This window comes from Paenibacillus arenosi, from assembly GCF_014841135.1.
GTDB classification, from domain to species: domain Bacteria; phylum Bacillota; class Bacilli; order Paenibacillales; family Paenibacillaceae; genus Paenibacillus_B; species Paenibacillus_B arenosi.
Genome location: NZ_JACYTN010000001.1, coordinates 67,002 through 92,381, shown reverse-complemented (window position 1 = coordinate 92,381; position 25,380 = coordinate 67,002). Strand labels below are relative to the sequence as shown.

Below are 25,380 nucleotides of genomic sequence, written 5' to 3'. Positions count from 1 at the left end.
TGTTGTTAATGGCAGGCATCTCCCCAAATTCCATTAACGTGTAACTTTAGGTGCAATGATGTCATTCGGCTTATCTGACATTTTGAGACCTTTGTCTTTAGCGAATTGCTCAATTCTTGCCCAATCGGACTTTTTCTCTCTCTCTACTTTGAGCACATTCGATTCAGCGTGCAGCGCCTCTGTCTGACGTTTGAGAGTCTGCACATTTTTATTGGTCTCGTAGATAATGGCATAACGATAAATGAGCACGCTTGCGATCAGGACACAGAACACAATCGTGAACAAATACAGCAACTTCTCCTTTGCCGACAACGTCGACTTGCGTGGAGCCTGCTGCTTCTTATGCGGTTGACGCTCACGTTGTCGTACAGGTGGCTTGTACTTCGGCTTAACAGCCAAGTTGCCTCTTACATATGCCATACCTTTGCTCCTTTCAATCTAACTTTTCCGCGACCCGCAGTTTGGAAGATCGCGATCTTGGATTATGTTCAAGCTCCGATTCGCTCGGAACGATTGGTTTACGATTGACGAGCTTCAGCACAGCTTTGGCTCCACATGCGCACATTGGAAGATCCGGTGGGCATTCACATGTTCCCACATAAGACTGGAACGTCTGCTTACAAATACGATCCTCTAACGAATGGAACGTTATGACTGCAACACGCCCATCAGGCTTCAGACAACGTATCGCTTGCTGTAAAGCATCTTCAAAAGCAGCGAGTTCATCATTAACAGCGATTCGCAGCGCTTGGAAGCTCTTCTTCGCCGGATGACCGCCAGTACGGCGTGCAGCAGCAGGAATTCCCTTCTTCACAAGCTCAGCCAGTTGGCCTGTTGTTTCAATAGGCTGCTTCGCTCTTTCTTCGATGATGACACGCGCAATACGACGTGAGAACTTCTCTTCACCATACACGAATAAAATTTTGGAAATCTCAGCTTCAGACCATGTATTCACAATGTCATATGCGGTTAACAGCCCCTGTTGATCCATTCGCATGTCCAACGGAGCGTCGTGATTATAACTAAATCCACGCTCACCCTCATCAAGCTGAGGCGATGATACACCTAGATCAAATAAGATACCGTCTACTTGAGGTACACCGTCTACTTCAGGTACCCCAGCCTGTTTCAACGCTTGCTCTAAATGACGGAAGTTCGTCCGTACGAGTGTAACTCGATCCCAATAAGCTGCTAGACGAACTTTGGCGTTGTCATGTGCCCAATCATCTTGATCGAGCCCAATTAATCTTCCTACTGGCGATAGCTGAGAGACGATTAACTCGCTATGCCCAGCTCCCCCTAAAGTACAATCTACATATATACCGTCAGGTCGAATGGCTAATCCATCCACCGACTCTTCTCTTAGAACCGTGACATGATGAAACAAGTAAACTCCTCCTACATTCCGTTTCCTTCTAGCTGTTGCCTTTGTTGAAGCATGGCAGGGTGATGCTTCTTATTAGAAGTTAAAATCGACCAATGTTTCCGCAATTTCACTAAAGGCAGCAGCGGACTCATTGACATAGTGTTCCCAAGCTTCCTTGCTCCACACTTCTACTCGATTTTGCACGCCGATAACCATACATTCTTTCTCCAGCTTGGCATATTCACGTAGATGATTCGGAATGTTAACGCGGCCTTGTTTATCCCATTCACACTCAGAAGCACCTGAAAAAAAGAACCGAGTGAATGCGCGAGCGTCAGCTTTCATAAGCGGCAGCGCCTGCAGCTTATGCTCCAGTTGCTTCCACTGATCCATAGGATAAACAAACAAGCATTGGTCCAATCCTCTAGTCAATACAAATGTGGTGCCTAGGTTATCACGTAGCTTAGCAGGAATGATAAGGCGGCCTTTGTCATCGATACTGTGCTGATATTCGCCCATAAACATCGCCTACCACATCCTCCCTATTATTCACCACATGTCCCCACTTTCCACCACTAACGCAATACTTATTCGCTATAAAATTAAAAAATCCTGCTTTGCAAGCAGGATTTTTGTTATTCCTATTTATGCTAACTTTTTTATTATGCCTATCCCTTACCTACTCTTTCTGTTTTGACGCGCTGCGAGACTGCCTTCTGCGTCGTACTTTATACACGATAGGGAAGACGAGAATGGAAAAAACAATAACAAATGGTAGTATTGCTACTGCTGCAAGCAAAATCCCTTTTCCAAGCCCTACGAGTGCCTCCAAACTGTTAGTAAGCGTCCGGCCAATCCGTTCTCCGAATGCTTCTTCTAGTTTCTTCGCAGCAATGTTCTCCGATGACTCATAGACACGAAGCTGAATCGTCGACATCGAAACGAGATTATTCAAATATTTCTGACGCCCAACAATTCGCTCAATTTCCTCCTGCGTAGTGGCCAACGTATCGGAATAGCTGAGCAAGTCGTCCGCTTTTGTCGCTTTCTCCATGTAACCAAGTAATCGTGATTCAACCAGTCTCTTCGCCTTAAGTCTAGATTCTAGATCTACGTATTCCTCCGTCACATCTTGTGTCGTGTAGCTTCTTGCAAAGCGTTCTGTATCCAATTGTTCCAACATCGTTATCAAAGCTTGGAACTTATCAGCTGGTACTCGAACCGTATATATACCACCGTGTTCATGGTCATTTTGAGTATCTGAGTATTCAGTAACATACCCTCCTGTACGATGAATCAGCTCGTTGATAGAAGGTTTAACCGTTTCATACTCCTTTACTTCCATCGTAATTTCGGCTTTGTACACAAGTTTGCGGTTTTGTGCGGCAACTGGTTGTGCAACTAGTTCTTGATCGGCTATTTGGTGGTTGTCCGAATTTGAAACCTCTGTTTGGATTTCATTTTTAGCCGTCTCTTGAGCATTCTGTTGATTATCCCTATCAGTTTGAGTCCCGAGCATTTCTGTCTTCGCTTCTGAACTTACTGAACTTTTTAAACTTGTTGAGCTGCCGCAACCTGCCAACATCGACGCGAGAATAAGTAAAAGTACACATACATGCAGTGTTAATCCGTTCCCTTGTTTTCTCAGATTTCTCTTCTTCCTCTCTGCAAATCTACACACCATATCTCCCCCTTCGTTTAATTGTATAATTTTACCTACAAATCTATCACTAGACGAAAAAAGACACCGTGATGTTGCATCACGATGCCTTCTATGGTGAACAAGATTATAATCTTTGTTTATTTGCAAAAGAGTGGATTAATGCTCTTGCCAGCTATCTAAATATTTTTTCTGCTCATCCGTCAACGTATCAATTCGCATACCGAGCGATTCCAGCTTCAAACGCGCTACTTGCTCATCAAGCTCATAAGGTACATTAATAACGTGTTGTCCAAACTCTTGGTAGCGGTCATTGACATATTTCAAGGACATCGCTTGAAGAGCAAACGTCATATCCATAATTTCCGCTGGATGTCCATCACCAGCCGCCAAGTTAACAAGACGACCCTCAGCGAGCACATAAATGCTGCGTCCATCGTTCAACTTGTATTCTTCGATATTACGGCGAACGGTGCGAATATTAGCAGAGCGAACTGCCAATTCAGGCTTGTTAACCTCAATATCAAAATGTCCGGCGTTGGATAGAATAGCTCCATCCTTCATCACATCATAATGTTCGCCGCGGATAATATCACGATTACCTGTTACCGTAACGAATATATCCCCTAGCTTCGCAGCCTCTTCCATAGTCATGACACTAAATCCGTCCATGTAAGCTTCTACGGCTTTGATGCTGTCAATTTCCGTGACGATAACTTGTGCTCCGAGACCTTTCGCACGCATCGCAACACCTTTACCACACCAGCCATATCCAGCAACGACAACCGTTTTACCAGCTACGACTAGGTTGGTCGTACGATTAATACCATCGAATACGGATTGACCCGTTCCATAGCGATTATCAAACAAGTACTTACAAAATGCATCATTCACCGCTACCATCGGGAAAGCCAGTTGCCCTTCCTTCTCCAGCGATTTCAAACGCAAAATACCTGTCGTCGTTTCTTCAGCACCACCACGAACTTGCGGTCGTAAGTCTGGACGCTCAGAATGTAGAATCGTGATGAGATCCCCACCGTCATCGATAATTAAATCAGGCTTTGTTTCTAGTGCATGAATGAGCAATTGCTTGTACTCAACGGGATCTGGATTATACTTTGCAAAAACCGTAATGCCATCTTCCACTAGTGCTGCACATACATCATCTTGAGTAGAAAGCGGATTGCTTCCAGTAATCGTAACTTCAGCTCCACCTGCTTGAATGACTTTCGCCAAATAAGCTGTCTTTGCTTCAAGATGCAAAGATATCGTTACTTTCAAACCTTTAAAAGGCTGCTCCGCCTCAAATTGTTCGCGAATGCGGTTAAGCACTGGCATATGAGCTCGTACCCAATCAATTTTCAAGTGTCCTTCTGGTGCTAATTGGATATCTGTAATAATGCTGTTTTGCAAAGCTTTCGTAGATGTCGACATACGTTACCCCTCCACATGTTTAAAATAAACGTCGTCTGACTTGCCTCTAGCTGCACACACCATAACATCTATGATCTAAAAACAAAGAACATAGCTCCCTAATGACCACGGACTCTTTCTCTCAAGTTGTATTCTGCTCTAGTTGTTACATAGATACAAGTCGATGTTCGCCTTGCCATACGACAGGCGCATCCATAATAACTTTGTACCAATCAGCTCCGTAGCGATTCTCGTAAAGCGCCATATTGAATACTCGCTCTTGCGGACGATCCAATGGCCACAAAGCGAGCTTCAGGCGTTCCCACTGTCTAAGCCCAGATTCATGCTGTTTCTTCAAAGCATCCTGTGATCGATTATGCAAATAATCAATCTGTTCCAGCACTTTATCGCGATTCATATCCCCTAGCTTGCCAAGAGTAGGGAGCGATTGATTCAATACGCTTAACAATTCTGCATACTGATGCTCCACATCTCCTCGCAGTTGAGCAAAGCGTTCATCCAGCTTCAGCTCATCTTGGGATGCTAGCCATTCATTGCGCTTAGCTTCATATTGATTACAAATATGTTCAACTTGCAGCTCGTACTTGTTCAGCAATTTCTGCAAGGTTCCCTCCACACAAGTAAACGCCATACGCGGCCAAATAATAGGCATTTTCATACCGATTGCAGAAAACGCATCCTTCGTTTGTGCCCAATAAGCAATCTCACCTGCACCTAACACAGTAGCAAGCACAGGGAATAAATATTCTTGCATCAGCGGTCTAGTCATCACATTGTTGCTAAATCGCTCAGGATGCTGCTCGGTAAGCTGCTCCAATTGAGCTTGTGAATATTGAATCGTGCGCTTTCTGTCTGCAAATACACCTTCTTGATGCATAAGAAGAACGCGTTCACCTTGCTCCAGCACGAATAAATTAGCGCTTTCTTCAGCATGATCCGCCTGAATAGGATAACCAGCTGCTCGCATCCTTTGTTCACTTTGTGCATAGGCTTGTTGAAGTGCATCTTGCTGTTGAATGATAGACTTGAACAACGGCCCTTCCAGTGCACGTAGATGCTCATCTGCAGAATCAAGCAAGACAAGCCCTATTTCACCGAACATGTAACTCAGCAATCTTGCGCACGCCTCAGTTAGCGATGAGCTCTCCTGCATAATCATCCGATAACGCTCCAACATAGGTGCCTTGAATTCAGTTGCAGGAAGCAGTTCTTCTAACTGCCCTATAACTGCATCCCAATCACTCTCATCTACATGATAGTAACTCACTGGCTGCCTTCCTGAAGGTGAATGCTCCAAGCGAATGCGTTGAATGCCAGCTTGAGAGGAAAGCATATAGGTATGGTTCACTTCATCGAAGTCGTGATCCTCGCCTGCAAGCCAAAATACAGGAATAACCGGACGCTCTAAGCGCTGCTCTGCCTCCTGCGCCATTCGAATGATCGATATCGCCTTATATACAACAAGTAACGGACCGCCAAGCAGTCCTCCTTGCTGGCCACCTACAACAACCAAGGCCTGACTATCTTGAAGACGTTCTAAAGAACGTATCGCTTCTGGGTGATTGTTCACCTTCTGTTGATACTGCGTAAGGACTTTGACAAGTTCAAAACGGTCTGCTCGCCTATGTGCTGCTTCATCAACCCATGAGACGCGCTTATGCCAATCCTCATCAGGATGAAATTCATAAAACTGCTCCACAACAACCGGATCTCGCTCTATGTAAAGTTTCGCTAATTGTTGTGATACGGGAACCGGCAACGTATCCCAAGTTGTCATTATAAGCCGCCTCCTCTACAACCTTGATTTTACACATCGCTGCTTGACCCGTCAAAACAAAACATGCCAGATCCATCTAATTCCTAAACGCTCTTACATAAAGAGAAATATGCAGCACATTATTGAAGATTTACCTATGATATATGTGATCATTTCAGTGTCATTATGTATGATATAAACATGATTGTTGTCCTGCACTCGACGTTATGGTTTGATTACTATACATCCTTCAAATATACGAACATCCCCATAAAGAACAAAAAGAAGTAAAAAATAGCGAGCACGACAAACGAAATACGCCATATGGCCCTCACAAGTCGCTTCACATTAACCGTCCCACGCTTACGGTGCATAGCTCCACCTAGCAATCCAGCAGCCAAGAGCATAATAAGCATAATTCCATATAAGCCTGTAGTAGATTGGAACACCACATTATACAATCCTGCCACAGAAGCAATCAGAAATACATTCGTAATGTCTACAGCTAGAAGGAACGATTTCTTCTTATTCTTTATCCAAAATGCTGAAATGAACCATATCGCCATAAATGGAATAAACGGAAGTATAGTCAACGTTATAAATGATTGAGAGATCCAATTCCACATCTTGGACAAGATTCACTCCTTTCCTACGATAAGAATGCCGGATCTAATGCCTGGATACTACGATAAAGATAGGTTTGTGCCGGAGAGTTGTAATCATGCGTATCTGCAATCCGCAGCAACTGTCCTGTAATCGCATCGATTTCGGTCGTGCGTTCAGCCAATACATCTGCAAGCATCGATGATGTATTGCTAGCAGTTGCGCTGCATACACGAATGAGGTTATCCCACGCTTCATCTGCGTGCACAGGTATGCCTTGTAATCGATAAATCGCGATTACTTCTTCAAATACTTCACGCATAAGCTGAAGACGCTTCTCACTACGAAGCAGCTCTCCATTGCGCAGGCGAAGCAAGGCCGTCAAAGGATTGATTACCGCATTAATAATCAGTTTGCGATAAATGTTATCTTCGATGTTGTTCGACACAAATGCCTGAAATCCTGCCTGTTTGAACAAATTACACCACTCACGAACTTCATGATCGTTTGGATCAATCGGGTTACCAAGCCATGTCTCACCTTCACCGGTATGCGTAACTTCATGAGAGGATGTCCGTTTCGCAGCTTCAGTCGTCACGGCCATAGCAAGCACGTTTTCTGAAAAAAGCTGCTTGAGCCTCTCATCATGCCCAATCCCATTTTGAAAACAAAGTACGCTGCTTACCTTCTCAACTGGCAATGCCGCCAACTGCTTCATAAATGCATCTGTAAAGCTTGTTTGCTTGATGAACAGTCCAAGCCGCTTAATAGGTTCATCTGACCGTTTCAACACGTGCTCAACTTCATGTAATGCATACGCATGAATGTTAGAATAATGCTGTTGAACCCCCTTTCTATCTATTAGGAATAAGCCCTTTTGACGCAGTTCCTCCGCCTGCTCTGATGTACGGGTCCATAATCGTATTTGCTCGCCATTTCGCAGCAACCGTGCCGTGAACATCAGACCAAGTGCCCCACCGCCAATAAGATCCCATTTCATATTCTACCACCTACAACTTTCAGCCTATTTCATATGTTAGTTATAACAGACCTGTTTACAAAACACAAAAAAAGTGAATGTCATCCAACCTGATCGTTGAACGTGCATCCACTTCTTCTATCGTACTTGCTATTCCTCAACAATTCTATTCGATACGCTCTAGATTACCATTTGCATCCATACGAAATCTTGTCTTGTTATCATCATCATCATCGGATAAAATCGCTAGACGACGCGCTCGATCCATAATTTGAATAAGAGCTTTATAGTCATCATTTACCGTACGATAATCTGTCTGAACTTCGTTTACTTGCTTAGACAAGTACTCTTTTTCCTTACTTATCTTGGCAAGCTTCTCTTCTTTGTCATACAGTTCGCGTTCTAATTGTTTCACTTGGCGAGCAAGATCTTGATAGTTGCTGCGCCACTGGCGCAAAAAGCGTATAACTGAATCAATGGACAATGACTCTTCTGTAAAAGTTTCATTTTTCCCTGCTAATAGTTCTGCATCTTCCAAAGCAATGGAAGCAACCTGTACCCCGATTGGATGTTTCTTCACGTAATTACGCTTTTGGCGCTGAGTTTTGGCCAATTGAATGGCAGTCTCATATTTTTTACGTACAAAACTGTTCCATCTAAATCCGCAGGCTGCAGACGTCCTGCCAATTCGCTCTCCCACTTCTTCAAAAGCAGCTAATTGTGTACTTCCTTCTCGTATATGCCTTAACGTTACTTCTGCCAAAATCAAATCATCATCCGCTGTCCATGCATCTTGTCTAATGGCTGTCATGCCACAACCTCCTAACAACACATCATTATTGCTCATAGTAAGCACCGCTTCATTTCATCTCTATGCACATAGTAGAGTTCATAGAATCTATCGGATACTAAAATGTATATCCACTTTTTCTAGGAAACATACGTGAAATGTACACGTAAGTGCACATAAAGCTTATCAATATGAAAAAATCTTCAATTCATCACACTTGGCAGTTTACACCAATTGCGTCGAACGATATAATGTCAATAGAAAAGTTGGCAGCTTTTGTATGGAGAGGGGGATTAATCGTGGCACGAATGTTTCGCGTACTTGGATTTTGGACACTTGTCATTGGTCTAATGGCCTATGCTGGCCACATGGTTGAAATGGCGTTGTTATTCTTCCTACAGACCGCCTTCTTTGTATTGCTTGGCTATTTAAAACTCACTGAACGTACATACATCTTGTCATTCTGGGGGTATATGTTAGTTTGCTTTACGGGCTTCTCTTACTGGACGATATTCGAAATGAGCAACCCATTCTAACTTAACCTCTCTACTATCATGACTAGGAATGACAGCAAAGAGCCTGGAGCTACCTGCTCCGGGCTCTTTCTATTTTCAGCAGACTTTAGTTCAACAAGACTCATTCCAACCCCTTACTAATAGTCATCACTTTAAAGCGCTCACTCATTTGGTCAGACAAAAGAAGCTGTCTAATCTTTCTATTGCTTTTCGCTTTTTCACTAAAAGGATCCGCATCTGAATGTTCTTGCAGTAAATCAAGGACACCATTCTCAACAAGAAATTGCTTTTGATCCATTCGAGGCAGAACCTTACATCCTGACAAAAAGGCAATGCGTTCAGCTATATCGAAATCTACATCAGCCGTCATATCTTGATCGCCAGGAGCAGCAAACGGATCATCATAAGCTTGATGCTTGCGATAGCAAAGCAAACTTCCATTCATCCGATGCGCCCCCGTAAGCTGTCTCGTACCGTCTCCATAATCAATAAATACCCCCTCAATATCAACCGCAGCTAGTAACACGCGACCAAGCCACTCTGAAGCAGCAATGCCTGCATCATAAATTTGCCCCTCCTGCAAACCTATATCATGCTGTTTAGCCCAATCGATAACATGATCCTCGGCTTCAGCCCATTCATATTCGAACATAGACTTGTCACCATTCCATATTACGTAAGCCTGATCCAATTTACTGTTCTGCCGTCGAATACGTTCAACTGGAAATGCATCCAACAGCTCGTTAGCAACCAAGAAAATAGGCATTTCTGCAGCTTGTTCGAAATAATTTTGCTCGTCCCAGCATATTACTGGAATAGGACATGCGTTGTTAACTAATCGCTCCTTAATCATCCTTCGATGATAAGGGCTCGATTCGATAACAACATACTCCAGCGGTCGGCAATCGGAATGCTGCAGGACACTCAATAGCTGCTCTGCTAGCTTCCCAGTTCCCGCCCCCCATTCAACTATTCGATAGGTTTTATCTTTCCATTCTCGTCTCGAGCACCGTAATTGAATGTAACGTTCGATAATAAGAGCCATTGCATCTCCAATATATACACTCGTATAGAAATCACCAGCAGGACCTACTTTTTCGCTCGATTTCGTATAGTACCCTTCCTCCTGATCATACATACAGCTTGACATATACATAGAAAAGGGCATACGATAGTCGGGAAATTGTGACAATCTTTGTTGAATTCGATGAATGAGACTAGACGATTGATTAGACGACAACATAACTGTTCATCCTTTCGTATTTGTCCTAGTTTGGAACAGTATGATTTCTAACGAGGTCTACAAACGATACAGATGCACGGTGTACATAAGGGGGCCCTCAATGCGATTAGGGAAACGCGCAACGAGCGCTTGTATGCGAATAGTAATCTTTGTTCTTATTGCTTCAGCAATCCCCTTCTCGTCTCATGCACAACCGAGTGAGCCGATTCCATGGGATGCTGCTAATCAATCATCCGAAATGAAACATATTTTACAGCAAAGCTTATCTATTCAAGAGTTGGATGCAGAGATTGAACGCGTAACAGCGAGAGAGCAAGAGGCAAGTAATCAAAGGAAACTTCTAGAAGCAGATTTGCAAACACAGCAGGAACAGCTTCTACTAAAACAAAAAGACGCAGGACGTGTGCTCCGTTCCTATTATGTTGGTGAACGTGATCTTATTTTAGAGGCTATATTATCTTCTAATGAGGTCTCTGATTTATTTCTACTTCTGAACTACTATTCCTACTTAATGGATTCTGATCATCGTATTTTGTCTGGCTATCAAGCCAACGTGCAGCGTATTGATCAACTTCGGAGTGAGCAAGCCTTATTAGAGAAGGAGCTATCACAAGTTCGAATCCATCTTGAAGATCAGCGGAAACGCGTTATTGAACTTCAAAATAAACTTGATACCCAAATCACTTCAAGTTCAGACCCAGAAGCGATGAAGAAGTTAGTTGAAGAATTTACAAAATATTGGCAAAGTGTAGGGCTATTTGAAGTTCGGCACTACTTCAGAGCGATGGCCGATGCGATGCAGAAGCTGCCCGAATTCGTTAAAGAAAATGGAAACATGAAGTCAAATGGGCTTAAATATACGCTACGCATCAAAGATAGCGAACTGAATGAGTTTCTGCGTCAACAAGATTCAATGTTTGATGATTTTGAATTTGTGTTTGATAAAGGTATCGTTACAGCGATAGGCGACCGAGAAGGACTTCGTGTAGTCGTTCAAGGTAGCTATACGCTAGAGCAGGAACCAGAAAATGCGCTTCGATTCCATGTCGATCATCTTCAGTTTAATGGACTCGAGCTACCTGAATCAACACGCACACAATTAGAGGAGCAGTTTGACCTTAGCTTCTATCCGCAGCAACTCGTCTCATTCATTGAAGCAACAGAAATTACTATCGACAAAAATGAAATGGTCGTAGTTCTAAAGGTTTCGCTATAATACATTTTTACATCCATAGTACGTAATTAATTAAGATACAGCCCCAAAGTCCATCATTCAATACTAGACATTGGGGCTGTATACTTTATTACAATGAATAATAGCATCTGATGCTTGTCCATGCAGTCACTCATAATAGTTAAATGATCTAATCTCTACCCGATATATGATGTAATAGAAACTGTAGTTGATATTGCTCACGAAGCTGACGTCAGCTTCCACAACGCTTTAAATTCCTTAACCAATATATCAGTGCTCACTGTGCCCTTCATCCACTCCAGCACATTATTGTGCCATTTCTCCAACTCAAATGTATGTCGCAACACCTCTTTGAGCCGCGTATCTGCTTGAATATACACAGCTGGTAAATTACGATTCCACAATTCCCATGTTTTATCTTGAGAAGTACGACTTGTAGGCAATAGGAATGACAAATTAGCCAGTACATGCTGCTGCTGTTTTACATCAGTTACGAATTGTATCCAAAGTTTTGCTTCTTCTTCCAGTTCGGTATATGCCGGCACGATGTAACTCATACTTTTCACCCAAGTTCCATATGGAGGAACAATATCACGCGGCATTTCAACAGCGAGCATTTCACCTAGCCGAGGAGCAGCCTCTGAATAAGGTACAATTGCAAATTGCACCTCACCTTGATTAATCATTTCCCAAATACTTTTCTCATTTTTAAATGAAACAGACTTAAATAACAAGCGGGAATGTTCCCACTCCTTCAAATTCTCCTGCCATGGATACGTTGCTAATTGATTATGCGGTAAGGTTGGCACTACCGGGTCTGACGAGTCATTTTGATTGACATTACTGTCATCTGACATCTGGATCATCCCTAAGCGCCACATCAGTGCTAGAAGTGCATATGGATCTTGCTCCTCCCATGCAAACCATGCCAGTGCTATTTGTTTTTTCCCATCTTTCTCAGATTGTTCCGTCATGGTTAATGTTGAACTCAATAGGGGACGAACAGGTTGCATTTGTCCAAACATTACCTGCTGAGGACCTCGCATGGCAGCATGCCATTCCTTTAAGGAAAACGGTGGTTTTTCTATTCCTGTTTGTGCTTTTAAAGCTACTGGGTTCCAAACCAGCACATAAGGATCCATGTAATAAGGCGTTCCCCATACAAAACCATTCCAGCTTACTGCCTCTTTCAACCATTCTGGAGCGTAAGCCCATGTTTCTACAGACGGTTGCTGGGGCAGTAGTTTGCCGGTCTGAGCATATGATTTAACTCGTTCGCTTCGAATCATAATTATGTCAGCACTTTGTTGAAGGGCTAGTGATTGCTTCAAGCCTTCGCTTATTTCATGCTCCGTCTTATTCCGCAGTTCAACAGCAATACCATACTGTCGCTCGAACTGTCCGCTTACCCTCATTAACTCCTTAAATACGTCTTGCGGCAAGCTGACATCTATTTTGAGAGCAAGCCCTGCTTTGTCTATTGCAAATACAGGCTCATTGTATTCTCCTTCGTCCTCGTCAGGTCGCGGTTGGTTCATAAACTGCTTCAATCCACTTCCGAATTGGGTGAGCAATACTAACAAAATGAGTATCATAATACCTAAAATAATTGTCCTTTTCGACTTCGGCATTCTGTTCTCCCTTCAGGGTTTAATATGACGAATTACCGTTGAACTACCCTCACTTTCACTTTTTCAGAAGTGAGGGATTCCTAAGTAAAAAGCTCTATCGAACTCTAGTTCATTAGGCTATCTCCGCAGTCCCTGCGGTTAGAAGCCTTATGGCTTCATTTTTTAAATTTATACTTGCGTTAATATCTCTATTGTGATGGGCAGCACAGGAAGGGCACTTCCATTCACGAAGGTTGAGGTTTTTAACGTCTTTATTTTGATAGCCACAACAAGAACATAGTTGGCTTGAAGCAAATGTTTTAGATACGGCAATCACTTGTTTGCCATACCACTTTGCTTTGTATTCTAACATCGCTCGAAATTGCGACCATGATACCTCACTAATAGCTTTGGCTAACTTATCGTTTTTCAGCATATTGGATACTTGCAAATCTTCAATTCCGATGACATCGTGGTTTTTGATGATCTCCGTTGAAATGTTATCCAAGTAATCTTTTCTAGCATTAGCGATGTAGTCGTGGATTCTAGCCACCTTCACTCGTTGCTTATTCCAGTTAGAAGACCCTTTCGTTCTTCTTGAAAGAATACGCTGTGCTTTCGCTAACTTTTCTTCCAATACTCGGAAAAACCTTGGGTTTTCATATGTTGTCCCATCTGACAGAGTGGCAAATTGTTTTAGTCCTACATCTATTCCAATAGAGGAATTGGTTTTTGGAAGCTCTTGTACTTCTGTTTCGACTAAGAGAGAAACAAAGTATTTCCCACTAGAACTACATCTAACTGTAGCATTTAAAATACGCCCATTTACTTCACGACTTTTGGCAAAGCGAACAAGGCCTAGTTTCGGTAATTTAATATGATTGCCTACAACAGCAATATTTTCGTTTGTTTGTTTAGTGGTGTAGGATTGTACATGGTTCTTCTTCAATTTGAAGCGTGGGGCATCGTTTTGCTTATTGAAAAAGCGTTTGTAAGCATCTGCAAGGTTGCGAACAGAAGACTGAACTGCAATACTGTCTACTTCTTTTAACCAGACTAGTTCTTTCTTCAGGGCAGGAAGTTGGGCAGAGCATGACCCATATGTCAAACCCTTTCCTGTTTCTTTATATGTACTATTCCATAGAGACAGAAAGTGGTTGAATACAAAACGAGAACAACCAATCGTTTTATTGATTAGAGTTGCTTGTCTTTTGTTTGGATATAGACGAAACTTGTATGCTTTTTTAATTATCATGGATTTCACCTCCTTTTCGATATATATTCATCACATAACAAACACAAGTTCTCCTGACAAAGTAATTTTTACACCCTCAATTTACATTGTCGTACCATTGAGACGGCTTAATACTCCCCTTGTCCGAAGCCAATCCATCTCCACCTACTCACTGGTGTTCTTTAAGGAAGGAGTATTCTTGACTAAAATGATAAAACGTTATTGTGTATCATACTTTGTTTACTATGGGTCTGCGACAACCAATAAGATGCATGTCCATTGTACCATTTTTCCACATTTTTGAATGTAAGATTTAACCTGAAATAGACATCCCTTGGGATGCCTATACGTAGTAACCCTTTTATAAAATAAAAGATGAAAAATGAGCGTGAACTATTGTTTCACTATGGTGAAGCATATGCGATTGCCTTAAAACTTTTAGGACCCACTCATCGTAAATTTACATCTAAATCATCTCCACTGACATGTTCTTCATATAGCACATAACCAGGGTTAACAGGTACATCATGATTGAATGCTGTGACCTTACAATCAGAAGATATATAGAAGATTTGGTGTCGTTATCGCCGATGAATAAACAAGATTACTTCTATTACTTGTAATAGATATAAATATTTTGCTCATTTCATCATTAAAGACTCTAAAAAAATGATGTCCCAAGTCAAGAGACCAAGGACACCCCATACATTTTTATGATCCATGTTTTTCTTTAAAAACATTTCGTCTCTAAAGTGGACAACCTGCTTTTGAACACCACTCCGGTCAATGAACGCCACATAGGATTAGATTGAAAACGAGTAAATGATTATATTACAATAAGTCAGCTGCAATTTGGGCTAACTGCGAACGCTCTCCCTTTTCCAAAGTGACATGACCACTTAAACCTTCTGATTTAAATCGTTCGATTAAATAAGTTAACCCGTTGCTTGCAGAGTCTAAATAAGGATGATCAATTTGTGCCGGGTCCCCCACCAGCACAATTTTACTTCCCTCGCCTACACGAGAGACGATCGTCTTCACTTCATGTTTGGATAAATTTTGTGCTTCATCAATGATGATAAATTGCCCTGGAATCGATCTACCCCGGATATAGGTCAACGCTTCAACTTGAATATTACTTAAGCCAACTAAAATTTTATCGATGTCGCCAGCCTTTTTCGTATCAAATAAATACTCTAAATTATCGTATATTGGCTGCATCCAAGGACGCAGCTTCTCCTCTTTTTCTCCTGGTAAAAAGCCGATATCTTTGCCCATAGGCACAACAGGGCGTCCAATAAGCAGCTTTTTGTATTTGCGCTCATCCTCTACTTTCAACAAACCTGCAGCGAGAACGAGGAGCGTCTTCCCTGTACCTGCTTTGCCTGCTAATGTGACTAACGGTATATCATCATTAAGCAGCAGTTCTATTGCCATACGCTGCTGCGCATTCCGTACCGTAATGCCCCACACTGGATCATTGCTGAGAAATAAGGGTTCTAATCGCGTACAATCCACATTCACCTTCAATATTGCGGACTTGCTCGTACCCATCTCGTCTTTCAAAATAACAAACTCATGTGGATGAAGCTTTAAAACCACATTCAAATTTTTCACGGGTAAGAAACGATAGCTATAAAATTGGTCGATAACAGATGGATGAACATGTAGAACTCGATGCCCCGCGTACAACTCGTCGCTCGAAGACACACTACGGTCTGACAAATAGTCTTCCGTTTGCAAACCGAGCACATCACCTTTTACACGTACAAGCACATCTTTGCTAACGAGTACAACGCTTTTCGGCTGTTCTAGCTGCTGCTGTTCCAGGCTGTAATTCAAAGCCACTGCCAAAATGCGATTATCATTTGTCATTTCACCAAACAGTTCCTGGACTTTCACGAAGCTCCGATGATTGAGCTCCACGATTAGTGACCCTCCATTCGGCAGTGGGACTCCTTTATGCAGGCTTCCTGACTCCCTCAAGCCATCAAGAAGTCGTGAAACCGTTCTGGCATTTCGTCCAATTTCGTCGGCGAGGCGTTTTTTAGAATCAATTTCTTCAAGGACAGTAGCTGGGATAACAACCTCATGCTGCTCGAATGCAAACAAAGCATTCGGGTCATGCAATAGAACATTCGTATCCAATACAAATATTTTGGTCATAAAATCCCCTCCGATTGGTTTGTTCAGCGCTTTATCCAGTATGAGGGCAAGATGTCTATATACATAATTCATTGCACTGCCGCCCACACTATTAAGAGCGATTACCTGTTACCATTTCATGCAACATCGATGATACAGACGAAAGGAAGATCAGGATGCGGAAACTTATTATAGCTATCCTTCTCATCAGCATATTGGGAGGCTGCGGATCCAAACAGCAAGCAGTTCCTTCCCCTCAAGAGCAAACCCAGTATCATGCCGCTTCTCCTACTCAGCCAGAAGCACCTATGGATAGAGAGGCACTACGCAGCCACTTAACCAACATCGCCAAGCGAGTACCAGGCGTTCAAAACGTAAACTGTGTAGTATTCGGAAACACAGCTATCGTAGGAATAGATGTAGACGCTAATTTGGATCGATCACGTGTTGGCTCAATCAAATACTCCGTAGCGGAAGCATTGAGCAAGGATAAATACGGTGCACAAAGCGTTGTAACTGCTGACGTGGATATGAATCAGCGTTTGCGGGAAATCGGAAATGATATACGGAATGGATACCCCATTCAAGGGTTCAGCAATGAATTAGCAGACATTGTGGGTCGCATTGTCCCACAGATGCCGAAAAGCGTAAAACAAATGAAACAAACGGTAGAGCAGCATTCACCAGCTCCTAACAAGTAATATGCGGACATGCTTCCAATAAGCACAAAAAGCCTAACGGTTAACCGCTAGGCTTTTTGTATATAAGTGCATATTATCGATCTCAATCATTGTATAATCGGACATACTACTCAAACCTCCTAGTCAATACACCATTTCTATACATTGTATTAGCATGGAAGGCAGAACTTGCTTATGCTTTTGACCGAGCATTATTTCATTGAAATCGACCTATTTGCATTTTAGCGAGTTGGAGCCGAATTCGGCGCTGACTCACTACTATCCGCAACATTTTCACCGGCTGCTTGTTCAGGTGTAATTGATTTGCCATCCATCACATCTTTAAGCAGTTGTTTAGCCAATGCGAGCTTCTCTTCATTAATATAAATATAAGGACTCTTCCAATCTCCACCAACCGAAACGTAGTGAATATTGTTGCGATTAATATCAATATATGTAGTAAAGGAATCGCGTATCTGGGTACTTGTCATATCAATCTTAAAATTATCAGCCAAAGCGTCGATAATATCTGTAACTTTTGAGAATCCGCCTAGAGATTGCATATTACCTACAAGCTCCTGCAACACCGCATTTTGACGGAGGTTACGATCTTCATCGGTCGTCTCTGGTGTTCTTGGACTACAGTTAGACTTCCGATAGCGAACCAAATCAAGTGCCTCTTGACCGCTTAAGTCCTGCTGCCCTGCTTTAAGGTTAATATTTGTCCCATCCGCTCGATCTCGATAGCACATGTTTTGATCCACATTCATGCTTACGCCACCGAGTGCATCAACGACTTGCACAAAGCCCTGGAAGTTAATTTCCATCGCATGATCGATATCTAGATCCATATACTTCCCTAACATGACCTTCATCTCTTCCATCGGTGTAGGACTGTCCAACTGGCCTTTTTTATGCAGGCTATGGAAGTTCGGATAGAAATGATTAAGCTTGTCAGGTCCGTATCCTGGAATCGAGAAGTGCGTATCACGAGGTAAAGATACGAGCACAGCTTCCTTCGTCTCAGGATGCATAGCTCCTACCATGACAACGTCCGTACGCATACCCGGCAGTTCTTTGCGGTAGTCAACGCCCATTAAAACAAAGGAAAATGGCTCGCTTTGAGGCGCCAGTGTAGGTACAACCACTTGGTTACCAGCTCCGCCTTTCTCCACAGTTGATATGGTCGGCAGCTTGTTGTTAGCATACAGAACTAAATATGTTGCTATCCCGACACCCGTAATAACAAGCAAAATAATACCCGTCAGCATGGCTTTCAACCATGTGGGCATTTTCTTTTTTGTAGATTTCGAGCGAGCTCTTGGATTAGACTTGGAACTTGGCTTGGAACTTGACTTTGATCGTGATTTAGAATGTTGTGACTGTCTTGGCGGTAAAGGTGTGTTCACTTTCATAACTGACCTCACTTATTCATTGTATTTCGGGTTGGATTCAATATCATGCCACAGCTGTTCACACAAGTTTCTGTCGAACTCAGCTTGATTGATTTGTCCTTCACGCTCATAAGTGACGGTATACGTATTTTCATTGACTTGATCGGCTACGCTGGTCAACATGTGATCTTCATGCAGAATTTGAGCGAAGAAATCAAGCGTCTGCTTGGCTGCACCGTCGTCCGGACGATGCCGAACGACAATGACCATTTGCAGCCAATTGAACAGAGCGTCATGCAGCTTCAAGTTAACCCCTCCAGTCGATGAGGATACGATTACGACATATTCTGATGCTTCTTCTTCTGGCGTTCCTCTACAAAATAGCGAATACGAACCATAAACATAAGCACTACAGCTACAAACAAACACTGTATGATAGGTAGCTTGTCAATCTGCAATACAAGCAGAATAAGACAACCTAACGCCATCACAATATGAATAATAATCTCCTTTAGAAGGGGTAGCTTCTGGACCCGAAACACTTGGTTAAATATGAAAACTACAAATGCAAATATAAGCAAGTAGCTGATTAACATGTGGTCGGCAAACCATTGCTGCATAACGACTCCATCCTTTCAGCGAAGATAAGATTTGTCCTTACACAAACTGCTCTTCAACGAAAAATACGAATTCCCCGTTTAAGGTCTATGACTGAACTTTACGTTGCTTTTCCGCACGTTCACGCTCATTCTTGTTAAGAATCTTCTTGCGCAAGCGAATTGATTCAGGTGTAATTTCGCAATACTCATCATCGTTCAAGTATTCAAGTGCCTGCTCCAAAGAGTAAGCACGAGGTGTCTTCAAACGCACTGTATCATCTTTACCAGAAGAACGTACGTTAGATAGTGCTTTCTCCTTACAGATGTTAACAACGATATCATTATCGCGAGTATGTTCACCGACAATCATACCTTCGTATACGTCTGTACCTGGGTTAAGGAACAGAATACCGCGATCTTCTACAGACAACATACCATACATAGTTGATACACCGTTCTCCATCGATACCAATACGCCTTGGTGACGACCGCCTACTTGGCTGCCTGCAAAAGGACCATAATGATCGAACGCATGATTCATAATACCGTAACCGCGAGTTAGTGTCAGGAATGAAGTACGGTATCCAATAAGACCACGAGCAGGAATGATAAATTCCAAGCGTACTTGTCCAGTACCATGGTTGATCATGTTTACCATTTCAGCTTTGCGTGATCCAAGGCTCTCCATTACTGCACCCATAGAATCTTCAGGGATGTCGATAAGAAGGCGTTCCATTGGCTCCATCTTCTGGCCATCAACTTCCTTAATGATTACTTCTGGCTTAGATACTTGAAGCTCGTAGCCTTCACGACGCATATTCTCAATAAGAATACCAAGGTGAAGCTCACCACGACCAGCTACAATAAATGCGTCTGGGCTTTCAGTTTCTTCTACACGAAGGGACACGTCTGTTTCCAGTTCTTTCAACAAACGCTCACGAAGCTTACGGGATGTTACCCATTTACCTTCACGGCCAGCGAATGGACTGTTATTAACAAGGAATGTCATTTGCAAAGTAGGCTCATCAATGTGCAATACTGGAAGTGCTTCAGGGTTCGCCATATCTGCAATCGTTTCACCGATGTTGATTTCACGAATACCAGCGATTGCTACGATATCACCTGCTGCTGCTTCTTCACGCTCGATACGCTTCAAACCTTGGAAGCCGAACAATTTCTCAATACGTGCTTGCTTCACTTGTCCTTCACGGTTAATAACCGCAACAGGCTGGCCTGCACGAATCGTACCACGGTTCACACGACCGATTGCGATACGGCCCAAGTATTCATTGTAGTCCAGCAACGTTACAAGGAACTGCAATGGCTCTTCTGGATTTTCTTGCGGGGATGGAATATGTTCGATGACTGTCTCGAACAACGCCTCCATGTGGTCATCTTGCTTCTCAGGATTCAAGCTCGCTGTACCGTTCAATGCAGATGCATATACGACAGGGAACTCAAGCTGTTCATCATTTGCTTCCAATTCAATAAAGAGATCCAATACTTCGTCAATAACTTCACTTGGACGAGCATTTGGACGGTCAATTTTGTTCACAACAACGATTGGCGTCAAGTTGTGAGCCAATGCTTTGCGCAATACGAATTTCGTTTGCGGCATGCAGCCTTCAAAAGCATCAACGACTAGAAGTACGCCGTCAACCATTTTCATAATACGCTCTACTTCACCACCGAAGTCAGCGTGACCAGGCGTATCTACAATGTTGATCAAATGATCTTTATACGTAATCGCCGTATTTTTCGCTAGAATCGTAATACCGCGCTCTCGTTCCAAGTCATTCGAGTCCATGGCGCGCTCATGCACCACTTCATTGTTACGGAAAGTTCCGGATTGTTGTAGCAGCTTGTCAACCAACGTTGTTTTACCGTGGTCAACGTGGGCGATAATTGCGATATTTTTGATCTTATTACGTTCTTGCATACGTTCGATCTTTCCTTTCTATAGTAGCACATTTATAAAATGGGTCGTCTTATCGGTTGGCTCCGTACGGTCCACATCAGTCCGTTATCGCAATAATTGCGTGAAGAAGGCGCCGGTTAACGGCGCCGTTCATGTGAAATAATCGTTCAGAACGTAGTACTGCCGCCTCTGCTACCTTTAGCGTCGCATCCGTGATGCCCCACCGAAGATGAGCAGTGCTCCTACAACGATGAGTCCGAATGCGATCAAGTATACGCTAATACTGACAATTAGCGTCAGAACGAGCAGAAATACCCCTGCTCCGCCTAGAACAACAGCCGCCTGCCATACTCTTGGCGATGGATAGGATTCAAGTCTGCAATAGCCGTATAATCCTACAGCTAATCCGATTAAAATAAACGGCCATAAAGAACGGAACAGCTCCCATGAAATCCAATGGCATACCATGAACAACAGCCCGTATACGAGCAATGTTCCACCAGGTACAAATGCTATTGGGGGAAGCAGTCTATTCCTAACGAGCAAAACAAGCCCCGCTCCAGCCAAAAACAGAAACAGTGGCCACAACGTCCCGCCTACAAAATTAAAAAATCCCCATTTGCCCAGCAGGATGAACAATCCCGCAGCTAGTATAAAAATACCGATAACGGGTTCTTTTCTGGACATACCATTCACCTCTGACGACCATTAATCAACCATCTTTAGGATGGCGGACACGGTACGACGATATTCGCGCCCATTTATCCTTACTAGTTTATATGAAACGTACCAAAAATACTACCTCACCACATAAAAAAACTTCCTCCGTCATCTAAACCGCTTAGATGGTCAGGAGGAAGGAGCATTTTTTATATATTCAAGATGCAGCATCCCAAGGTTGAATTCTTCATCAAGTAAATGATCTTATACTTACATCGACGGCTTTGAATTAGAGCGGAACCAAATCCCAAGTAACAGGACTAATAACGTCAGTGCCCACGGAAGCGTTCCTTTGATCCCATCCCAAGCCGGCAACCACAGCAGCAGTCTTTCATCAGAGGCCATCATTTTACCAGCTGTATACCCTAATATACCTGCACCTGCATAAACGAGGAGTGGAAATTTCTCCAACCAACGACTAACAAGCGAACTCCCCCATACAACAATGGGAATGCTTAACGCGATCCCGATGACTAGATATGGAAAATGTCCTTCTGATATAGCCGCAATGGCAAGCACATTATCCAGACTCATAATTACATCTGCGGTTAAAATGGTGCCAACCGCACTTCTTAAACTGGTCGTATTCCGTTCAGAAAGAGCATGACTATTTCCATCCCCGAGCAATTGAATGGCAATGACGAATAATAAAATTCCTCCTACCGCTTGCAGCAAAGGAATGTCCATCAACCAAAGTGCGACCACTGTCAGTAAAATTCGGAGTATAACTGCTCCAGCAGCCCCCCACCAAATTGCTACTTTGCGCTGTGCCTCAGGGAGATGCTGCGTCGACATCGCGATTACAACTGCATTATCTCCACTAAGTACCATATTAATTAATAAGATCTCGATTAGAATCCATAATGAATCCAATGTGGTCCCCTCCCTTGTTGTACAGTTGTATGTTGTACAAGCAGGAGGTATGACACTATATGAGCATTATTAGAACCAATCTCCAATCGATTGATCATTTTTGTTCTTCGTAACATTCAACTCAGCAGGTACAGATGAAGCTTCAAGCTTACTTTCTGCCTCGTTCGCAGAAGTTGTCTGTGGTGCCGCTCCACCTCGATTAGCACGCAGCACTACCGTATCTGTCTCTTCAACAGCTTTATCAATCAATTCATCCAGTTCTGGTATCGACGCCTCAACTCGCTCTAACACTTTCAAGTTTGGATTCGTAGCTGGAGACTTTGGAACAAATAGTGTACAGCAATCTTCATATGGCAAAATAGAAAGCTCGAATGTGTCGATCCGTTGTGCAATTCGCACAATTTCTTCTTTATCCATCGTGACAAGCGGGCGAAGCAAGGGCAAATCCGTTGCTCGTCCGATCACGTTCATGCTACCCAACGTTTGGCTCGCCACTTGACCTAGGCTATCGCCCGACACGATTGCAAGCGCCTTATGCTTATCAGCCAGCTTCGTCGTAATGCGCAAGAACGCACGACGCATCAACGTAATAAGTACGTTTTCAGCATTCGCTTGGTGCAAGCGTGTTTGAATGTCTGTAAACGGCACCATATGAACCTTTACTCTGCCCGCATAGTTAGCCAACACTTGTGCCAAATCAAGCACCTTTTGTTGAGCACGTTCGCTTGTGAACGGGTAGCTATGGAAGTGCACTGCTTCAATTTCCAATCCTCGGCGCAATGCCATATATCCCGCTACAGGGCTGTCGATACCGCCAGATAGCAGGAGCATTGCTTTACCGTTCGTGCCATATGGGAATCCGCCTACTGCTGGAACTACATTAGAATAAATATACGTATTCTCTTCTCGCACTTCAACGGTTACCTTAAATTGTGGATTACGCACATCTACCGATAACTGCTCGAATTCACGCAATAACGGTGCTCCCACCAAATGGTTCAATTCTTGTGAAGTATGAGGGAATCCCTTCCAAGCTCTGCGACCGACCACTTTGAATTTCGTCCCAGGCTGCGGATCATATTCACGCACCATCGCTAATGCCGTGTCTATAATCGGCTCAAGGACAGACGGTGCTACTTTTACCGGACTAATGGATACAATACCAAATACATGACGCAATACCGCGATGAGCGGCTCAACTTCTTCTCCATTCAGTTCAACGTATAGTCTGCCATATTCTCTAATAAGCTTAGCTTTCTCAAATGGCTTCAGTACTTCTTTAACATGCCGATATGCAGCCTTTTCAAACTTACTTCGATTGCGCCCCTTAATCGTAATTTCCCCGAAACGCAGCAGTAACATATCATAAATCATTGCTTATAACCTACCTTTCCCGCTGTACAAGCGGCTTCAACCGCTCAACTGTTGCCTTTAACGCACTGCCAATCCGATCAATTTGTTCTATCGTCATAGATGCATCCATACTTATCCGCAGGCCGCTCGCTGCGATACGTTCACTTTGTGTCTGTGCCAGCAGCACTCGGCTTGGCTTATGGAGCTTAGAAGAACAAGCTGACTGCGTGGACAGTACAATCCCATGTTCCTCCATCGCATGAACAGCTACTTCTGCCTTCATTCCAGGGAAGGATGCATTTATAATATGTGGAGCCCCGAGTGGATAAGCAGGGCTATTCAGCACCAACTCAGGTAGTTCTCCAATATACTTCAACATACGTTCATTCAGTACAAGCAGACTCTCTTCAGCTTCGGCTTGTGCTTCTACCGCCATACGTACCGCCTTGGACATAGCCAATATCCCTGGAACATTAGTTGTGCCTGCGCGCAAGCCGAACTCTTGTGTACCTCCATGTATAAGCGGTGTCAGTTTCAAGCTGCCACGCTTAACAAGTATCCCCATCCCTTTAGGACCGTGAATTTTATGCCCGGATAAGCTGTATAGATGGGCATTCCAATCTGCCAGTTCTACAGGTAGCTTTCCTAGCCCCTGTACTCCATCCACATGAAAGACAAGCTTAGGATAGCGAGCAACCAATTGGCCTATTTCACGCAGAGGCTGCACGGCTCCTGTTTCGTTATTCACATGCATCACACTGAGCAGCACGGTATGAGGCTTGATCAGCTGTTCTAGCTGCTTCAGATCAACCCTTCCATCCTTATCAACAGGTGCGATACTCACTTCTACACCTTCACGCTTCAGCTGCTCATAACAAGCAAACACGGATGGATGCTCAATCGCAGATACAATCGCATGAATAGGATTGCCAGCTGTTGTTAGACGCATAGCCTCACGAATGACACCGAAAACAGCCATATTGTTGCTTTCCGTTGCCCCTGATGTAAATATCACTTCTTGTGGCTGAACGAGTAGAGCCTGCGCAACGACACTGCGTGCACGAAGCACTAATTGATCAGCTTGTCCGCCTAACTCATGTATAGAAGATGGATTCGCATAAATACGCTCCATCACTTCTGTCATCGTACGAATGACTTCAGGATGAGGAGGGGTTGATGCGCTATAATCCGCATAAATGATGTCGTTTGCTTTCATATCCTCCTGACTCCTCCTTTTCACAACAAAAAAGATCAAAACGGCCTATTTCGAATACCGTTGTTGATCCCAGCCTAGTACTAGAACGTTCCTAGAA

Annotated in this window: 24 protein-coding genes; 3 read left to right on the top strand and 21 right to left on the bottom strand. The window is 43.3% G+C overall.

What is annotated here, in order from left to right; all coding sequences use genetic code 11:
- Window positions 1–33 precede the first annotated feature (33 nt).
- The 9 genes from ftsL to IFO66_RS00365 all read right to left on the bottom strand — a co-directional run bounded on the left by ftsL (window position 34) and on the right by IFO66_RS00365 (window position 8,609).
- Complete coding sequence (ftsL, locus tag IFO66_RS00405; protein WP_192023201.1) at window positions 34–420, bottom strand: cell division protein FtsL; 387 nt, start codon at window positions 418–420, stop codon at window positions 34–36.
- A gap of 13 nt (window positions 421–433) precedes the next feature.
- Window positions 434–1,387, bottom strand: a complete 954-nt coding sequence (gene rsmH / locus IFO66_RS00400) for a 16S rRNA (cytosine(1402)-N(4))-methyltransferase RsmH (RefSeq protein WP_192023199.1) — start codon at window positions 1,385–1,387, stop codon at window positions 434–436.
- Window positions 1,388–1,459: 72 nt separating this feature from the next.
- Complete coding sequence (gene mraZ, locus IFO66_RS00395) at window positions 1,460–1,891, bottom strand: division/cell wall cluster transcriptional repressor MraZ (RefSeq protein ID WP_028595830.1); 432 nt, start codon at window positions 1,889–1,891, stop codon at window positions 1,460–1,462.
- A gap of 154 nt (window positions 1,892–2,045) precedes the next feature.
- Window positions 2,046–3,050 carry a DUF4349 domain-containing protein gene (locus IFO66_RS00390; protein ID WP_192023197.1) on the bottom strand — a complete coding sequence of 335 codons (1,005 nt, stop codon included), beginning with the start codon at window positions 3,048–3,050 and terminating at the stop codon, window positions 2,046–2,048.
- Between the two features lie 135 nt (window positions 3,051–3,185).
- Complete coding sequence (locus tag IFO66_RS00385) at window positions 3,186–4,460, bottom strand: adenosylhomocysteinase (protein WP_192023196.1); 1,275 nt, start codon at window positions 4,458–4,460, stop codon at window positions 3,186–3,188.
- Between the two features lie 145 nt (window positions 4,461–4,605).
- Window positions 4,606–6,237 carry a bacillithiol biosynthesis cysteine-adding enzyme BshC gene (gene bshC / locus IFO66_RS00380; protein WP_192023195.1) on the bottom strand — a complete coding sequence of 544 codons (1,632 nt, stop codon included), beginning with the start codon at window positions 6,235–6,237 and terminating at the stop codon, window positions 4,606–4,608.
- 218 nt (window positions 6,238–6,455) lie between these two features.
- Window positions 6,456–6,842, bottom strand: coding sequence for a DUF3397 domain-containing protein (locus IFO66_RS00375; protein WP_192023682.1), 387 nt, complete (start codon window positions 6,840–6,842; stop codon window positions 6,456–6,458).
- A gap of 23 nt (window positions 6,843–6,865) precedes the next feature.
- On the bottom strand, window positions 6,866–7,819 hold the full coding sequence (locus IFO66_RS00370) for a ketopantoate reductase family protein (RefSeq protein ID WP_192023194.1): 954 nt from the start codon (window positions 7,817–7,819) through the stop codon (window positions 6,866–6,868).
- 145 nt (window positions 7,820–7,964) lie between these two features.
- Window positions 7,965–8,609 (bottom strand): RsfA family transcriptional regulator, encoded by a 645-nt coding sequence (locus IFO66_RS00365; protein ID WP_192023193.1) that lies wholly within the window; start codon window positions 8,607–8,609, stop codon window positions 7,965–7,967.
- A gap of 278 nt (window positions 8,610–8,887) precedes the next feature.
- On the opposite strand from IFO66_RS00365, the gene IFO66_RS00360 reads away from it, so the two are divergent.
- Window positions 8,888–9,124 carry a DUF2626 domain-containing protein gene (locus IFO66_RS00360; protein WP_028595836.1) on the top strand — a complete coding sequence of 79 codons (237 nt, stop codon included), beginning with the start codon at window positions 8,888–8,890 and terminating at the stop codon, window positions 9,122–9,124.
- A gap of 100 nt (window positions 9,125–9,224) precedes the next feature.
- Here IFO66_RS00360 and IFO66_RS00355 read toward each other — a convergent pair whose 3' ends face one another.
- Window positions 9,225–10,346: an SAM-dependent methyltransferase gene (locus IFO66_RS00355; protein ID WP_192023192.1), complete on the bottom strand. Its 1,122-nt coding sequence runs from the start codon at window positions 10,344–10,346 to the stop codon at window positions 9,225–9,227.
- A gap of 100 nt (window positions 10,347–10,446) precedes the next feature.
- On the opposite strand from IFO66_RS00355, the gene IFO66_RS00350 reads away from it, so the two are divergent.
- Window positions 10,447–11,562: a hypothetical protein gene (locus tag IFO66_RS00350; RefSeq protein ID WP_192023191.1), complete on the top strand. Its 1,116-nt coding sequence runs from the start codon at window positions 10,447–10,449 to the stop codon at window positions 11,560–11,562.
- Window positions 11,563–11,759: 197 nt separating this feature from the next.
- Here the strand turns inward: IFO66_RS00350 and IFO66_RS00345 are convergent, their stop codons facing one another.
- The 3 genes from IFO66_RS00345 to IFO66_RS00335 form a co-directional block, all read right to left on the bottom strand.
- Entirely contained in the window at window positions 11,760–13,172 is a 1,413-nt protein-coding gene (locus IFO66_RS00345; protein WP_192023190.1) for an ABC transporter substrate-binding protein, read from the bottom strand.
- A 112-nt stretch (window positions 13,173–13,284) separates the two neighbouring features.
- Window positions 13,285–14,406, bottom strand: a complete 1,122-nt coding sequence (tnpB, locus tag IFO66_RS00340; protein WP_192023189.1) for an IS200/IS605 family element RNA-guided endonuclease TnpB — start codon at window positions 14,404–14,406, stop codon at window positions 13,285–13,287.
- Between the two features lie 810 nt (window positions 14,407–15,216).
- Entirely contained in the window at window positions 15,217–16,551 is a 1,335-nt protein-coding gene (locus IFO66_RS00335; protein WP_192023188.1) for a PhoH family protein, read from the bottom strand.
- Between the two features lie 155 nt (window positions 16,552–16,706).
- Here IFO66_RS00335 and IFO66_RS00330 point away from each other — a divergent pair, with 155 nt between their 5' ends.
- Complete coding sequence (locus IFO66_RS00330) at window positions 16,707–17,231, top strand: YhcN/YlaJ family sporulation lipoprotein (RefSeq protein WP_192023187.1); 525 nt, start codon at window positions 16,707–16,709, stop codon at window positions 17,229–17,231.
- A 221-nt stretch (window positions 17,232–17,452) separates the two neighbouring features.
- Here IFO66_RS00330 and IFO66_RS00325 read toward each other — a convergent pair whose 3' ends face one another.
- The 8 genes from IFO66_RS00325 to IFO66_RS00290 all read right to left on the bottom strand — a co-directional run bounded on the left by IFO66_RS00325 (window position 17,453) and on the right by IFO66_RS00290 (window position 25,283).
- Entirely contained in the window at window positions 17,453–18,625 is a 1,173-nt protein-coding gene (locus IFO66_RS00325; protein ID WP_192023186.1) for an LCP family protein, read from the bottom strand.
- A gap of 12 nt (window positions 18,626–18,637) precedes the next feature.
- Window positions 18,638–18,910 carry a hypothetical protein gene (locus IFO66_RS00320; RefSeq protein WP_028595842.1) on the bottom strand — a complete coding sequence of 91 codons (273 nt, stop codon included), beginning with the start codon at window positions 18,908–18,910 and terminating at the stop codon, window positions 18,638–18,640.
- 29 nt (window positions 18,911–18,939) lie between these two features.
- Entirely contained in the window at window positions 18,940–19,224 is a 285-nt protein-coding gene (locus IFO66_RS00315) for a YlaH-like family protein (protein ID WP_192023185.1), read from the bottom strand.
- A gap of 85 nt (window positions 19,225–19,309) precedes the next feature.
- Window positions 19,310–21,142: a translational GTPase TypA gene (gene typA, locus IFO66_RS00310; protein WP_192023184.1), complete on the bottom strand. Its 1,833-nt coding sequence runs from the start codon at window positions 21,140–21,142 to the stop codon at window positions 19,310–19,312.
- Between the two features lie 177 nt (window positions 21,143–21,319).
- Window positions 21,320–21,808 (bottom strand): hypothetical protein, encoded by a 489-nt coding sequence (locus IFO66_RS00305; RefSeq protein WP_028595845.1) that lies wholly within the window; start codon window positions 21,806–21,808, stop codon window positions 21,320–21,322.
- A gap of 243 nt (window positions 21,809–22,051) precedes the next feature.
- A complete protein-coding gene (locus IFO66_RS00300; RefSeq protein WP_192023183.1) occupies window positions 22,052–22,714 on the bottom strand; it encodes a TerC family protein in 663 nt (220 codons plus the stop codon).
- Between the two features lie 69 nt (window positions 22,715–22,783).
- Entirely contained in the window at window positions 22,784–24,088 is a 1,305-nt protein-coding gene (gene thiI, locus IFO66_RS00295; RefSeq protein ID WP_192023182.1) for a tRNA uracil 4-sulfurtransferase ThiI, read from the bottom strand.
- A gap of 10 nt (window positions 24,089–24,098) precedes the next feature.
- Entirely contained in the window at window positions 24,099–25,283 is a 1,185-nt protein-coding gene (locus IFO66_RS00290) for a cysteine desulfurase family protein (RefSeq protein ID WP_192023181.1), read from the bottom strand.
- Window positions 25,284–25,380 lie beyond the last annotated feature (97 nt).